The sequence below is a fragment of the Lysinibacillus sphaericus OT4b.31 genome, from assembly GCF_000392615.1.
GTDB lineage: Bacteria > Bacillota > Bacilli > Bacillales_A > Planococcaceae > Lysinibacillus > Lysinibacillus sphaericus_B.
The window spans coordinates 84,807-98,372 of record NZ_KB933398.1; the positions used below are offsets into that span (position 1 = coordinate 84,807).

At 38.0% G+C, this 13,566-nt stretch carries 14 protein-coding genes and 1 tRNA gene; 13 read left to right on the forward strand and 2 right to left on the reverse strand.

What is annotated here, in order from left to right:
• Positions 1 to 266 precede the first annotated feature (266 nt).
• From H131_RS00425 to tsaD, 6 genes are all read left to right on the forward strand, one after another.
• Positions 267 to 342: transfer RNA gene (locus H131_RS00425), tRNA-Asp, on the forward strand.
• 260 nt (positions 343 to 602) lie between these two features.
• Positions 603 to 944, forward strand: coding sequence for a hypothetical protein (locus H131_RS00430; RefSeq protein WP_010857058.1), 342 nt, complete (start codon positions 603 to 605; stop codon positions 942 to 944).
• Positions 945 to 1,061: 117 nt separating this feature from the next.
• On the forward strand, positions 1,062 to 1,511 hold the full coding sequence (gene tsaE / locus H131_RS00435) for a tRNA (adenosine(37)-N6)-threonylcarbamoyltransferase complex ATPase subunit type 1 TsaE (RefSeq protein WP_080647701.1): 450 nt from the start codon (positions 1,062 to 1,064) through the stop codon (positions 1,509 to 1,511).
• Complete coding sequence (gene tsaB, locus H131_RS00440) at positions 1,508 to 2,218, forward strand: tRNA (adenosine(37)-N6)-threonylcarbamoyltransferase complex dimerization subunit type 1 TsaB (RefSeq protein WP_010857060.1); 711 nt, start codon at positions 1,508 to 1,510, stop codon at positions 2,216 to 2,218. The genes tsaE and tsaB overlap by 4 nt, the downstream gene beginning before the upstream one ends.
• Positions 2,208 to 2,660: a ribosomal protein S18-alanine N-acetyltransferase gene (gene rimI, locus H131_RS00445; RefSeq protein WP_010857061.1), complete on the forward strand. Its 453-nt coding sequence runs from the start codon at positions 2,208 to 2,210 to the stop codon at positions 2,658 to 2,660. Before tsaB ends, rimI begins: the two co-directional genes overlap by 11 nt.
• Positions 2,660 to 3,679, forward strand: coding sequence for a tRNA (adenosine(37)-N6)-threonylcarbamoyltransferase complex transferase subunit TsaD (gene tsaD / locus H131_RS00450; protein WP_010857062.1), 1,020 nt, complete (start codon positions 2,660 to 2,662; stop codon positions 3,677 to 3,679). The genes rimI and tsaD overlap by 1 nt, the downstream gene beginning before the upstream one ends.
• Positions 3,680 to 4,157: 478 nt before the next feature.
• On the opposite strand, the gene H131_RS00455 is transcribed toward tsaD, so the two are convergent.
• Positions 4,158 to 6,101 (reverse strand): ABC transporter ATP-binding protein, encoded by a 1,944-nt coding sequence (locus tag H131_RS00455; RefSeq protein WP_010857063.1) that lies wholly within the window; start codon positions 6,099 to 6,101, stop codon positions 4,158 to 4,160.
• 247 nt (positions 6,102 to 6,348) lie between these two features.
• Between H131_RS00455 and H131_RS00460 the strand changes: the two genes are divergently transcribed.
• The 3 genes from H131_RS00460 (at position 6,349) to tatC (ending at position 8,158) form a co-directional block, all read left to right on the forward strand.
• The gene (locus tag H131_RS00460) at positions 6,349 to 6,981 is read left to right on the forward strand and encodes a redox-sensing transcriptional repressor Rex (protein WP_010857064.1); all 633 of its coding nucleotides are present in this window, start codon (positions 6,349 to 6,351) and stop codon (positions 6,979 to 6,981) included.
• 155 nt (positions 6,982 to 7,136) lie between these two features.
• Positions 7,137 to 7,322 carry a twin-arginine translocase TatA/TatE family subunit gene (locus tag H131_RS00465; RefSeq protein WP_010857065.1) on the forward strand — a complete coding sequence of 62 codons (186 nt, stop codon included), beginning with the start codon at positions 7,137 to 7,139 and terminating at the stop codon, positions 7,320 to 7,322.
• 17 nt (positions 7,323 to 7,339) lie between these two features.
• On the forward strand, positions 7,340 to 8,158 hold the full coding sequence (gene tatC / locus H131_RS00470; protein WP_010857066.1) for a twin-arginine translocase subunit TatC: 819 nt from the start codon (positions 7,340 to 7,342) through the stop codon (positions 8,156 to 8,158).
• A 210-nt stretch (positions 8,159 to 8,368) separates the two neighbouring features.
• On the opposite strand, the gene H131_RS00475 is transcribed toward tatC, so the two are convergent.
• Entirely contained in the window at positions 8,369 to 9,133 is a 765-nt protein-coding gene (locus tag H131_RS00475) for a CPBP family intramembrane glutamic endopeptidase (RefSeq protein ID WP_010857067.1), read from the reverse strand.
• Between the two features lie 173 nt (positions 9,134 to 9,306).
• Between H131_RS00475 and groES the strand changes: the two genes are divergently transcribed.
• From groES to H131_RS00495, 4 genes are all read left to right on the forward strand, one after another.
• Positions 9,307 to 9,591 (forward strand): co-chaperone GroES, encoded by a 285-nt coding sequence (gene groES / locus H131_RS00480; protein ID WP_010857068.1) that lies wholly within the window; start codon positions 9,307 to 9,309, stop codon positions 9,589 to 9,591.
• 57 nt (positions 9,592 to 9,648) lie between these two features.
• A complete protein-coding gene (gene groL, locus H131_RS00485; protein ID WP_010857069.1) occupies positions 9,649 to 11,280 on the forward strand; it encodes a chaperonin GroEL in 1,632 nt (543 codons plus the stop codon).
• A 461-nt stretch (positions 11,281 to 11,741) separates the two neighbouring features.
• Positions 11,742 to 12,791, forward strand: a complete 1,050-nt coding sequence (locus H131_RS00490) for a FecCD family ABC transporter permease (protein WP_419185154.1) — start codon at positions 11,742 to 11,744, stop codon at positions 12,789 to 12,791.
• Between the two features lie 3 nt (positions 12,792 to 12,794).
• A complete protein-coding gene (locus H131_RS00495) occupies positions 12,795 to 13,556 on the forward strand; it encodes an ABC transporter ATP-binding protein (RefSeq protein ID WP_010857071.1) in 762 nt (253 codons plus the stop codon).
• The last annotated feature ends 10 nt before the right edge of the window (positions 13,557 to 13,566 follow it).

The following is a 13,566-nucleotide window of genomic DNA, read 5'->3' on the forward strand; positions in this document are numbered from 1 at the left end:
CCCATACCGAACACGGAAGTTAAGCTCTTTAGCGCCGATGGTAGTTGGGGGCTTCCCCCTGTGAGAGTAGGACGTCGCTAGGCACACAAAACAGTTAGCTGATTGCTAGCTGTTTTTTTATATGTTCTTTAATAGATAGTTGGATAGCACGCATCTATAAATAATAAAGTTTTAATTGAAGAATTTTTTACTATATTTTATTAAAATATGAAAATAAACATTGTGTATTGAACATATTTATGTTATATTTATTAATGTCTTAATGAGGTCCCGTGGTGTAGCGGTTAACATGCCTGCCTGTCACGCAGGAGATCGCCGGTTCGATCCCGGTCGGGACCGCCATTTATTGATTATACAGCGCTTATGATATGAAAATATCATAAGCGCTTTTTTTATGTTGGCATAAAAAATTATCTTGAAAGAATATACAAATTGAAAAGAAGCCATGCACACGGATGTTATAGGAACTAAATTGTACATCATTACATATGAATAGTGAGACAAATAACATTTAAGCAAAAAAGTTTTTGAAGTTTCTCAAGCGACAGTGATGGATACTGATTTAGTAGTAGAGCGAATGTGTACGTTACGGGGGTGATTGTATGCGACATTACTACTTCTGGAGATTGATACATACAGGTATATTCATAGGATTATTAGTTATTTTGGGAGGCTGTGTAGATCGCATTATTGAAATAGAAGAGTCAAATACGTATCACTGGCAAAAAAATATGAATCAAACCGAATTTGAACAGTTAAAAGAGGGCATGACATATTTAGAAGTCATTGAAATTGCAGGAGGCTCTGGGGAAAAGGTAAAAAATAATCATTACCGCTGGGATGATGAAATACTGATGACGCAAGCCTATATAATTCAATTTAAGGATGAAAAATTGATAGGTAAAGAGGTTGTTATAATTAAGGGGCATTCGACTAGAGAGTAGACACGTCTTCAAAAGGATGACGTGTTTATTTTTTTTTGAAAATTGCTGGATGCTTTGAACATTTGCGCTTGTTTCGGTAAACTAGAAGTAATGTAGCTAAGAGAGGACAAAAAAATGATGTTTGAAATAATAATGAATTCACTTGAGGATACGGAACATTTTGCATTAAGGCTGGCGAATTTACTAGAAGCACAGGATACGATTACGTTAGAGGGGGATCTTGGAGCTGGTAAGACCACATTTACTAAGGCACTTGCAAAAGGATTAGGTGTGACGAGAACAGTTAATAGTCCAACGTATACAATTATTAAACAGTATGAGGGGCGTTTACCTTTTAATCATTTAGATGTATATCGATTGGCAGAAAGTGACGAAGATCTTGGCTGGGACGAGTTATTTTACGGAGATGCCGTGTCAGTTATTGAGTGGGCCCATTTAATTGAACAGGATTTACCGCGGGAACGTTTAGGAATTGAGATTCGTCGAATTGGGGAAAATGAACGTCAATTCGTGTTAACGCCTCATGGAGAGCGATATGAGGCATTATGTGAGGAGCTAATGAAATGATTTGGTTAGGAATTGAAACAGCGAATGCGCCGCTTTCTGTAGCTGTTGTAAAGGATGGCAAAGTAGTGGCGGAAGTTGTCCAAAATATTAAATTAACACATTCAGCAGGAGCGATGCCTGCCGTTGAAAATATTCTAGCGAATGCAGGGATAAAACCCAATGAATTAGATGGCATTGCTGTATCAGAGGGACCTGGTTCATATACGGGTGTACGCATCGGTGTAACGCTTGCTAAAACATTGGCATGGACATTACGCAAACCATTAGTAGGTGTATCTAGTTTAAAGGCATTAGCTGCAAATGCTACACTCTATGATGGACTAATTTGTCCTCTATTTGATGCACGTCGTGACAACGTCTACACAGCTGTTTATAAAGGAGCTGAACTCGATGTGGTTATAGAGGATTATCATGATCATATTGAGGGACTGTTAAGCCGTTTAAAGGCGTTTGAGTTGCCAATATTATTTATTGGAGCAGATGTTGATGCTTATTGGGGTAAGATCGTAGAGGTACTTGGTGATTACGCGCTTCGTACACCATTTAGTAATGACTTACCACGTGCTAGTGAGGTCGTACGGTTGGCAAGTATGCGAGACTTGCCAACTGTAGAGGCGATACATCACTTTATACCACAATACAAACGTATTGCAGAGGCTGAGGCAAATTGGTTAAGGGAACAAAAGGAGAAGGCCCATGAGCAGTAATGTTACATATCGGAAAATGTTATCTGATGATGTACCAGCAGTATTTGCAATTGAGCTTGCAACATTTCCAGTACCTTGGACGCTTGATTCTTTTTACTATGAAATGCATGAAAATCAGTATGCCTATTATGTGTTAGCAGTGGATGAAAGCAATAATATTATAGGTTTTTGTGGTATGTGGATGGTCATAGATGCTGCGCAAATTACGAATGTGGCTGTTACAGCGGCTACTCGTGGTCAGGGAATTGGAGAAGGCTTGATGCGAGAGGCGATACGCATTGCACGTGAACACGGAATGGATATAATGAGTCTAGAGGTGCGTGAGAGTAATATTGTGGCACAAAATCTTTATCGTAAGCTAGCGTTTCAAGATGGCGGCATACGTAAAGGCTATTATACAGATAACGGGGAGGATGCCCTTGTCATGTGGGTGAATTTATAATGGATAATCGAGTTATTTTAGCAATAGAATCGAGTTGTGATGAAACAGCAGCAGCAATCATTCGTAATGGCGCAGAGATTGTTTCAAATGTTGTCGCTTCACAAATTGAAAGTCATAAACGATTTGGTGGGGTTGTTCCAGAAATTGCATCACGTCACCATGTAGAACAAATTACAGTCGTCATTGAAGAGGCATTAGCAAAAGCAAATATGAAACCAGCAGATTTAGATGCAGTTGCGGTAACAGAAGGGCCAGGTCTTGTAGGAGCGCTGTTAATCGGTATAAATGCAGCGAAGGCTTTTGCATTTGCAAACAACTTGCCTATTTTAGGCGTACATCATATTGCAGGACATATTTATGCGAATGCACTGGTACAACCAATGGAGTTTCCACTACTGGCTCTTGTAGTATCGGGGGGACATACAGAACTGGTTTATATGAAAGCGCATGGCTCGTTTGAAGTAATTGGAGAAACACGTGATGATGCAGCAGGTGAAGCTTACGATAAGGTGGCGCGGGTATTGGGTTTGCCCTATCCTGGAGGACCGCGTATTGACCAATTAGCACATGAGGGGGGAGAAGCAGTTATTTTCCCTCGTGTATGGCTGGAGGAAGATTCCTATGATTTCAGCTTTAGTGGTTTGAAGTCTGCAGTCATTAACTATAAGCACAATATGGATCAACGAGGAGAAGAAATTTCCCCAACAGCTGTTGCAAAAGGCTTTCAGGAAAGTGTAGTTGAGGTGTTAACGGCAAAAACGTTGCGTGCAGCACGTCAGTATAATGTTAAGCAAGTCATTGCCGCTGGTGGTGTAGCAGCGAATAAGGGCTTACGTACATCACTTGAAGTGACATTTGCTAACGAAGGCATCCCATTTTTTGTGCCACCATTGAATTTATGTACAGACAACGCTGCAATGATTGGAGCTGCAGCATCGCCGATGTTTGAAGCTGGTAAACGTGGTAATTTGACGATGAACGGTCGCCCAGGAATGGAATTGAAGTCTTGGGTGGATTAGTGTCTTAGTAGCGTTAGGATGACTTTCACAACAACAAGGTATCTCAGAAATAATTCTGGGATACCTTTTTTTTACTTTTTCGAAAAGAAAATAGAAATTAAAAAACGAGAAAATATGTTCATCTACTAGGAAATAATAATTGACAAATTTTTCAGAAAATTATCCACAGGCAAGGATGAAATATCGGGTAAAAAAACTGCGAACATCCGTACTTATGCACAATTTGTTGATAACTTGTGCATAACTTGTGATTATTCTATATATAGTAGGATGTTTTTCACAAAAGTATGTGGATTAAATAATTTAAAATTGTGGACAATGTGGAAAAGTCTGTTGATATGTTGATATTACTAGATTTATAGTGTGTATAAATCTGTGGGCATTTTTTGTCGAAAAATAGCACTTGACCAATATATATGAAAAGATAAGGCGAGTAAAGAAAAAAACCATGTGACAAGGCACATGGCTTTACTAAATGTTATGCAATAATATTTTCTAGTTCTTCGTTTAACTCTAGCCACTCCATTTCAATTAGCTCATGTTGCTCTTTTGCGGTAGCTAATTCACTTTGCAATTGCGTAATTTTTTCGTGGTCTGTGAAAATTTCAGGATTACAAAGGGCTTCTTCTAAACGGACGATATCTATATCTATTTCTTGCATTTTCCCCTCTAATTCCTCGATGGAGCGTCGAATTTGACGCTCGCGTTTTTTTACTTCTTTATCAATTTTAGAGGTAGATGTCTTTTCGGGAACTGCTGTATGCGCTTGAGGAAGAGCAGCTGCTTTCATTTGTGCAATTTCTAAAAGTTCCTGTTTTTTCTCAAGGTAATAATCATAGTCACCTAGATACTCGAATGAGCCATCGCCTGACAGCTCGACTACTTTCGTAGCAATTCGATTGATGAAATAGCGGTCATGAGACACAAATAATAGTGTTCCAGGATAATCGATCAGTGCATTTTCTAGGACCTCTTTACTGTCTAAATCTAAGTGGTTGGTCGGCTCATCGAGAATAAGGAAGTTGGCCTTTTGCATCATCAATTTAGCTAATGCAAGTCGTGCTTTCTCACCACCGGATAGAGAAGTAACACTTTTATCAACATCTTCGCCACTAAATAGGAAGCGACCAAGTACTGTACGGATATCCTTTTCATTCATCAATGGCCATTCATCCCACAGCTCTTTTAATACACTTTTATTGCTCGAAAGTTTCGCTTGTTCTTGATCATAGTAGCTAATCTGTACATTTGTCCCGTAGCGAATTTCTCCTGCAAGTGCTGGCAGATCCTTCACAATGGTTTTCAATAAAGTTGATTTGCCGACCCCATTTGGTCCTACTAGTGCAATACGATCCTCACGGAAAGTACGAAGTGTGATACCATGTGAAATTTGCTTGTCAGCATAACCGACAGCTAAAGCATCAATAGACAACACATCGTTTCCACTTTGGCGGTCAATCGTAAAGCCGAAGCTAGCTGATTTTTCATCGCCATCGGGAGAGTCCATCCATTCTGTGCGCTCGAGCATTTTACGACGGCTTTGGGCCATTTTTGTCGTAGAGGCACGCGCTATATTTTTTTGAATAAACTCTTCAAGCTTGGCCTTTTCGTCTTGTTGACGTTCAAACATTTTCATGTCACGCTCGTAGTTTTTCGCTTTTTCGTCTAAATAGGCACTATAGTTTCCTGGATATTTTGTAACACGGTGACGAGAAACTTCATAGACGGTGGAAACCACTTGGTCTAAGAAATAGCGGTCATGAGAAACAATCAAAATTGCGCCTTCATATCCTTTTAAATATGTTTCTAACCACGAAAGCGTTTCGATATCTAAATGGTTAGTGGGCTCATCAAGTATTAATAAGTCAGGCTTACTTAATAAGAGCTTAGCAAGTGCTAAACGTGTACGCTGTCCCCCTGATAAGGAGCTAATAGCTTTTTTATAGTCTTCAGGGTAAAACTGCATGCCATGTAGCACAGAACGAGTATCTGATTCATATTGATAGCCGCCAGCATCCTTAAAATCGTGCTGTAATTGGTCATACTCAGACATTATTTTGGCATTCATATCGGCATTTTCATAAACAGCTGGATCAGCCATTTGTTGTTCAAGGGAACGCAAAGTATTTTCTTGTGCATGAAGCGCTTCGAAAATAGTCATCATTTCATCCCAAATCGATAATGTAGAGTTTAGCCCAGCATGTTGTTCTAAATATCCAATTTGTACACCCTTCGGAATAATGATATCACCAGAGTCATAGGACATTTGACCAGCAATTATTTTTAGTAAAGTAGATTTGCCAGCGCCGTTACGCCCTACTAATGCTACGCGATCACGGTGTTGAACTTCTAGTTTTACGCCACTTAAAATTTCATCTGCAATGAAGGATTTATATAGTTGATTGACTTGTAATACAATCATTCTTGACACCTCAATTCCTTCTTAGTGTAATGGATGAGAGAATTGCTTGCAATGTCAGTGCTTTACTTATTCTAAGCTGTCATGTAAGATTGAAACGATTTCCCTTTAGTTAGTGGCGTCTACTACGCCACTAACTAAAGGGAAATCCTCCAGTGGATGTCAAAAATTTTAATCGTATAAGCATGTTTCAAAATTAGTATTCAAATCCGTAAAAGCGAATTTGAAGTGTTTATAAGGAGGAAAAAGTTTGAAACAAGAAGTGAAAATTCCACAAGCCACTACCAAAAGACTTCCTCTTTACTATCGATTTATCCAAAACTTTGCCCAAGAAGGAATGGAACGTATTTCGTCGAAGGAACTGAGTGAAGCAATGAAAATTGATTCTGCGACTATTCGCCGTGACTTTTCTTATTTCGGAGCTCTTGGCAAAAAGGGATATGGCTATGATGTGCAACATCTATTAAAGTTTTTTAGCCAAACACTCGATCAGCATGAAGCAACAAAAGTCGCGTTAATTGGTGTAGGGAATTTAGGTAATGCGTTATTAAAGTATAATTTCCAGAAAAATCATAATACACATATCGTGGTTGCATTTGATTCAAAGGCACCAAAAGAAGGGAAAATGACAAGCAATATTCCTGTTTATCATCCTGATTTATTAGAGGAGAAGTATGCGGAATACGGTGCAGAACTTGCCATTTTAACGGTATCTCCACGCTCAGCACAAAAAATGGCAGACAGATTAGCAGCAATGAACGCAAAGGGTATATTAAATTTTACACCAGAGCGTATTACAGTACCGGAGAAGATGCAACTCTTAACAATTGATTTGTCTGTAGAATTGCAAGCATTAATTTATTTAATACGTAATCAGGAATAATAGAGATTACATAGTTGATTGATATTTTTGTCAAATCACAGTGCTAGATGTATAACGTAGAGAAGATATCTAGACGAAAAACTTTCACATATTATTAATTAGCAAATTGACGAAATATGCGTTAAAATGATGGATATAAAGAGGAGGTGGCTGTAATGGGTGGTATTGGTCCTATGAGCCTCATTATTATCGGTATTGTCGCGTTACTAATTTTTGGTCCTAAGAAGTTGCCAGAACTCGGTAAAGCATTTGGTTCAACACTGCGTGAATTCAAAAATGCTACTAAAGGTTTAGCCGACGAAGATGATGATGATAAGAAAAAGAAAGAATTAGATAAGTAAGTTAGGATGTTTGAGGAATGAATCCAAAAGATCTAACTGTTATTGAACATATAGAAGAATTAAGAAAACGGCTTTTCATTGTTGCCGTTTTCTTTGTTCTCGCTATGGCAGGGAGCTTCTTTATTGCGAAGCCACTCATTAAGTACATCCAGTATACTGGTGAGTCCAATAATATAGTGCTCCATGCTTTCAATGTAACGGCACCACTTGCAATTTATTTCCAAGTAATATTTTTAATCTCGTTTATTTTCACGTCACCTCTTTTGATGTATCAATTATGGGCTTTTATCAGCCCGGGGCTACGTGAAGTGGAACGAAAAGCGACACTGAGTTATATTCCGTATTCGTTTATATTATTCATTGCTGGTTTATCGTTTTCTTATTTTTTACTATTTCCATATGTCATGAAGTTCATGATGAATTTATCAAACGAATTAGAAATTCAACAAACAATCGGGATTAATGAATATTTTTCATTTTTATTTAAACTCACAATCCCGTTTGGTTTTTTATTTCAATTACCTATCGTGATTTTATTCTTTTCTCGTATCGGAATGTTGAGCCCTGAATTACTAATACGTGTTCGAAAATATTCATACTTTGGTTTATTTGTCTGTGCTGCATTAATAGCACCACCTGAATTAGGATCACATTTAATGGTATCCGTACCGTTATTTTTACTTTATGAATTTAGTATTTTGATTTCACGTGTGGGCTATAAGAAATACTTAAAGTCGGAAGAAATTCGTTTGAAGGAAGAACAAGAAGCTGAGCAAAAGCGTCAGGTTGAAGAAGCTCTTGAGCAACAGCGCCGTCAAATTGAAGAATTAAAATAATAGTTTACTAAATGAAGCTCGGTGCGTAATAGATGCACCGGGCTTTTTGGTATTTTAGAGGGCACAAAGGGTCTATAGCTACATCCTAGTAATGTTCTGTTAGTAGCAATTATGCTCAGGTATAATCAACTAGAACCCGGGCTATGTAAAATAACGTTTGACTATAGAAAAACCACTCAGCTAATACAGTACCAGAGCGGTTAGAGACTTTTATTGCATTTTTTCTAGTTCTTCAAGAAACTTTTGCAGTGGTTCTGCATAGAATTGTACAAGTGTCACAAAACCATTTAGCATTATATGTGCGATAATTGATGTCCATATCCGTTTTGTTTTGTGATATAAAAATGCAAAGATTAGACCACAAATTGTATAAAGCAAGATATGTGAAAAATCGAAGTGAATCAGCGCAAAAAAGATGGCACTAACGATGGCGGCTACCCAAAAGTTTGTTGTTTGGACAAGCGAACCAAAAATAACACGACGGAAGACGAATTCTTCCAAAATAGGTCCAAATACTACAATGGCCAAAATGGCAATGGGCGCACCTTTCGCAAGAGCTACAATGTCAGCTGTGTTTTGTGAGCCGCCTTCAATACCAAAGATGGCCATTTCAATAGCTGCACCGATCATTTGTCCGAAAAATACTAAGAAGAAACCAATGATGCCCCACATAATTGTTAGTGGTACTGTTTCCTTTTTACCTTGATAGACATCCCAAAAAGTTTTATCACGAGATGTTAAGATTAAACTTAGAAGCAGTGCAATCGCAAAGCTAAGTGCGATATACCAACCTTGTGTTATGGGGGCAGCTTGTTCAGCAGGTAAACCTGTCGTACTCATCACAACTTTGTGGAACGGCATAATGAGCCATCTACCTGATAATTGCATGATAATGTAAATCATTAAAACATAGAGAGCAGTTTTTTTATGTTTAATACCTACTAGAGAATTATTCACAGACAAAATCCTTTCCATTCATATAGCTTCCTTTCTATTGTAGAGGAATACGGAAAGAAAACAAAATTTTTCGTAGTTCTGGCTTGCAAAAAAAGAAGTGATTGATTATCATAATAAATGTGTTAGCACTCATTGGTGTAGAGTGCTAATAAACTCTCAACAAATATTTCATTAATAGGAGGTTGTTTCACTTGTTAAGACCACTAGGAGATCGTATTGTAATCGAACTAATCGAGGTAGAAGAAAAATCTGCATTTGGAATTGTACTACCGGATTCTGCGAAAGAAAAGCCGCAAGAAGGTAAAGTAGTAGCAGTTGGGACAGGTCGTTTTTTAGAAAACGGACAACGTGTAGAGCTTGACGTTAAAGTTGACGACCACATTATATTCTCTAAATACTCAGGTACAGAAGTTAAATATGAAGGCAATGAATATTTGATTTTACGCGAAAGCGATGTTCTTGCAATTATTCAATAAAACATAACTATATTAATTAAGCTTAACGAATATTCCATTTCAGGAGGGTAAATTCAAATGGCAAAAGATATTAAATTCTCAGAAGAAGCTCGTTCATTAATGCTTCAAGGTGTAGATAAACTAGCTAACGCAGTGAAAGTGACATTAGGTCCTAAAGGTCGTAACGTCGTTTTAGAAAAAAAATTCGGTTCACCACTTATTACAAATGATGGTGTAACTATTGCAAAAGAAATAGAGCTTGAAAATGCATATGAAAACATGGGTGCAAAATTAGTAGCAGAGGTTGCTTCTAAAACAAATGAAATCGCAGGGGACGGTACAACAACTGCAACTGTTCTTGCACAAGCGATCATTCGTGAAGGTCTGAAAAACGTAACAGCTGGTGCAAACCCAGTAGGTATCCGTAAAGGAATCGACAAAGCGGTAGCAGCTGCTCTAACTGAATTACATGCAATTTCTCGTCCAGTAAGTAACAAAGAAGAAATCGCACAAGTTGCGGCTATTTCTGCTGCTGACGAAGAAGTTGGTGAATTAATCGCAGAAGCTATGGAGCGCGTTGGTAACGATGGTGTTATCACAATCGAAGAGTCAAAAGGCTTCACAACTGAACTTGATGTTGTAGAAGGTATGCAATTCGACCGTGGCTATGCATCTCACTATATGGTAACAGATACAGATAAAATGGAAGCGGTACTTGATAACCCATACATTTTAATTACAGATAAAAAAATCACAAATATCCAAGAAGTTTTACCATTATTAGAACAAGTAGTACAACAAGGTCGGCCATTATTAATCATCGCTGAAGATGTTGAAGGTGAAGCTCTTGCCACACTTGTTGTAAACAAACTTCGTGGTACATTCAACGCTGTAGCGGTTAAAGCGCCTGGATTCGGTGATCGTCGTAAAGCGATGCTTGAGGACATTGCTATTTTGACAGGTGGTCAAGTAATTACTGAAGAATTAGGATTAGATCTAAAATCTGCGGATATTACTTCACTTGGTCGCGCAGCGAAAGTTGTTGTCACAAAAGACAATACAACAATCGTAGAAGGCGTTGGCGGTGCAGATGCAGTGGAAGGGCGTATTGGCCAAATCCGTGCACAACTTGCTGACACAACTTCCGAATTTGATAAAGAAAAATTACAAGAACGCCTTGCAAAACTTGCTGGCGGTGTAGCAGTCATCAAAGTTGGTGCTGCAACTGAAACAGAACTAAAAGAACGTAAACTCCGCATTGAAGATGCCCTAAACTCAACTCGTGCAGCAGTTGAAGAAGGTATTGTTTCAGGTGGTGGTACGGCACTTCTTAACGTATACGCAGCAGTTGAAAAAGCAGCGGACGTAGTTGATGGAGACGTAGCAACAGGTGTAAGAATCGTCCTTCGCGCATTAGAAGAGCCAGTTCGTCAAATCGCAAACAACGCAGGTCTTGAAGGATCAATCATCGTGGATCGCCTAAAACGCGAAGAAATCGGTGTAGGCTTCAATGCTGCGACAGGCGAATGGGTAAACATGGTGGAAGCGGGCGTAGTAGACCCAGCGAAAGTAACTCGTTCAGCTCTACAAAATGCAGCATCAGTGGCAGCTCTATTCTTAACAACAGAAGCGGTTGTAGCAGATATTCCAGAACCAGCAGGCGCAGGTATGGGTATGCCTGACATGGGCGGTATGGGCGGCATGATGTAATCGAACCTAAGGTTTGAATTGCTGTTATATTTTTTAAAATATATTTAATAAAACCTCTCAAGAATATTCTTGGGAGGTTTTTTGTGGTGATGATTCCATAAGGTGAGTGTAATAGAATAGTAGTTTTAAGACCGAATCATCGTTAAACCTTTATTTTATACATTATCAAAATTAGGAGAAGCCTATCATTAATTTTTAGGATTAATGATATGTTCTTCTTTTTTTTCGCATGTTTTCTGTCGCTATTGCAAAAATAGAGAAAATACTTAAATGTCATATTTCAATAGCAAACTACTAGTTCACAATTGGGTAAATCAATTTTTGATAAAATTTCTTGTTGTTTTTCAATTAATTATAATTTACAATACAAAAGTAATTGAAAATGATAATCGTTATCATTTGAAATCAGTATTGTAGATAGAGGTGAAATTTTGAATAAACAAGAAATAAACAGAATAGGGATGGGCAACATTTATTATGTGATTATTGTTCTTTTAATAGCCTTAATACTGTTATCCGCTGTTTTTTCTGTATCGATAGGACAAGTGAATATACCGTTCAAACAATCCATGGATATATTATTGCATACTATTACCAATGGACGGCTTGGCTCACTAGATAATGTCCAAAGTGAATCTTACTTGAATATTATTTTACAGGTGAGGATGCCTCGCGTTATTTTGGCATTGCTGATAGGTATTGGGCTGTCACTGTGTGGAGCTGTCATGCAAGCAGTCGTGCAAAATCCGCTCGCTGACCCTTATATACTTGGTATTTCATCAGGCGCCTCATTAGGTGCAACATTTGCCATTTTAGTTGGATTTGGAAGTAGTGCGCTTTTGGCTCAATTTGGTGTAGCATTCGGCGCTTTTGTTGGTGCAATGGTTACGTCAATGGCAGTCCTTATTTTATCTAGTATAGGCGGCAAAGCAACATCGGTGAAACTCGTTTTATCAGGGGTGGTTATTGGTGCATTGTGCAGTTCTTTCTCAAGTCTAATTATCTTTTTTGCTAATGATGCTGAAGGAATTAAAACAGTTACTTTTTGGTCAATGGGAAGCTTGGCCTCTGCAAGTTGGGAGAAAACACCTATCATGGCAATAGTAATTTTACTTGGTTGTGGTATGTTCCTGTTCCAACATCGCGTTTTAAATACGATGCTATTAGGTGATGAATCAGCTATTACGCTTGGTATTAATTTAAGTGTCTATCGTAAATTTTATATGATTGTTACTGCACTTATTACAGGAACAATGGTTGCGTACGCAGGAATGATTGGTTTTGTAGGTCTGATTATCCCACATATCACTAGAGGAATTTTTGGGGCTGATCATAAACGATTAATGCTTGGAACGTTACTTTTAGGAGGCCTTTTCATGATCTGGGCAGACATCTTGTCAAGAACATTAATACATAATGTGGAATTGCCTATTGGAATTATTACCTCTGTTATTGGTTCACCATTATTTATCTATATGATTGTAAAAAAAGGCTACAACTTCGGAGGGTAGAAAATGGAATTAACAGCAAACGAAATGGAAATAAGGATTGGGAAGAAAGAGATTGTAAAAAATGTTTCAATCCACGTCAAAAAACAACAATTTGTTGGCCTTATTGGACCAAATGGATGTGGGAAATCAACGCTATTAAAAAGTATTTATAAAAGCTTGGTTCCACAAAAGGGGATGGTTTTTTTAGATGATTTGGATGTATTAAAAACTTCAGAGAAAAAAATTTCTCAGCGATTGGGTGTAGTAGGGCAATTTAATGAAATGCATTTTGACTTATCGGTACAGCAAATGGTGATGTTGGGCAGGACGCCACATAAAAAAATGCTAGAGTCAGATAAACAAGAAGATTTTGAGATTGTGGAGGAAGCTTTAACGAGAACAAATTTACTAGAGTACAAAAATCGTGGTTTTTTATCGTTGTCTGGTGGAGAAAAGCAAAGGGTCATTTTAGCAAGAACCATTGCACAACAGCCAAAATTCATGATTTTAGATGAACCTACGAATCACTTAGATATTCGTTATCAGATTGAAATTTTGTCATGTGTTAAAAGTTTGAACATTGGTGTTCTTGCAGCACTTCATGATTTAGAGATGGCAGCGCATTATTGCGATTATCTATATGCGATAAAAGATGGCGAGGTCTATGCTCACGGTACACCCGAAGAGGTTCTAACATCAAATACAATTCAAGCATTATATCAAATAAAATGCCAAACATATACGAATCCTGTTACAAATGGATTAAGTTTTGCATATGGAATATAGGAGGATTACA

What these genes read in the sequence shown, in the direction of transcription:
- H131_RS00430 (WP_010857058.1), top strand. Translation starts at nt 603, where the DNA reads ATGCGACATTACTACTTCTGGAGATTGATACATACAGGTATATTCATA.
- tsaE (WP_080647701.1), top strand. Translation starts at nt 1,062, where the DNA reads ATGTTTGAAATAATAATGAATTCACTTGAGGATACGGAACATTTTGCA.
- tsaB (WP_010857060.1), top strand. Translation starts at nt 1,508, where the DNA reads ATGATTTGGTTAGGAATTGAAACAGCGAATGCGCCGCTTTCTGTAGCT.
- rimI (WP_010857061.1), top strand. Translation starts at nt 2,208, where the DNA reads ATGAGCAGTAATGTTACATATCGGAAAATGTTATCTGATGATGTACCA.
- tsaD (WP_010857062.1), top strand. Translation starts at nt 2,660, where the DNA reads ATGGATAATCGAGTTATTTTAGCAATAGAATCGAGTTGTGATGAAACA.
- H131_RS00455 (WP_010857063.1), bottom strand. Translation starts at nt 6,101, where the DNA reads ATGATTGTATTACAAGTCAATCAACTATATAAATCCTTCATTGCAGAT.
- H131_RS00465 (WP_010857065.1), top strand. Translation starts at nt 7,137, where the DNA reads ATGGGTGGTATTGGTCCTATGAGCCTCATTATTATCGGTATTGTCGCG.
- tatC (WP_010857066.1), top strand. Translation starts at nt 7,340, where the DNA reads ATGAATCCAAAAGATCTAACTGTTATTGAACATATAGAAGAATTAAGA.
- H131_RS00475 (WP_010857067.1), bottom strand. Translation starts at nt 9,133, where the DNA reads ATGGAAAGGATTTTGTCTGTGAATAATTCTCTAGTAGGTATTAAACAT.
- groL (WP_010857069.1), top strand. Translation starts at nt 9,649, where the DNA reads ATGGCAAAAGATATTAAATTCTCAGAAGAAGCTCGTTCATTAATGCTT.
- H131_RS00490 (WP_419185154.1), top strand. Translation starts at nt 11,742, where the DNA reads ATGGGCAACATTTATTATGTGATTATTGTTCTTTTAATAGCCTTAATA.
- H131_RS00495 (WP_010857071.1), top strand. Translation starts at nt 12,795, where the DNA reads ATGGAATTAACAGCAAACGAAATGGAAATAAGGATTGGGAAGAAAGAG.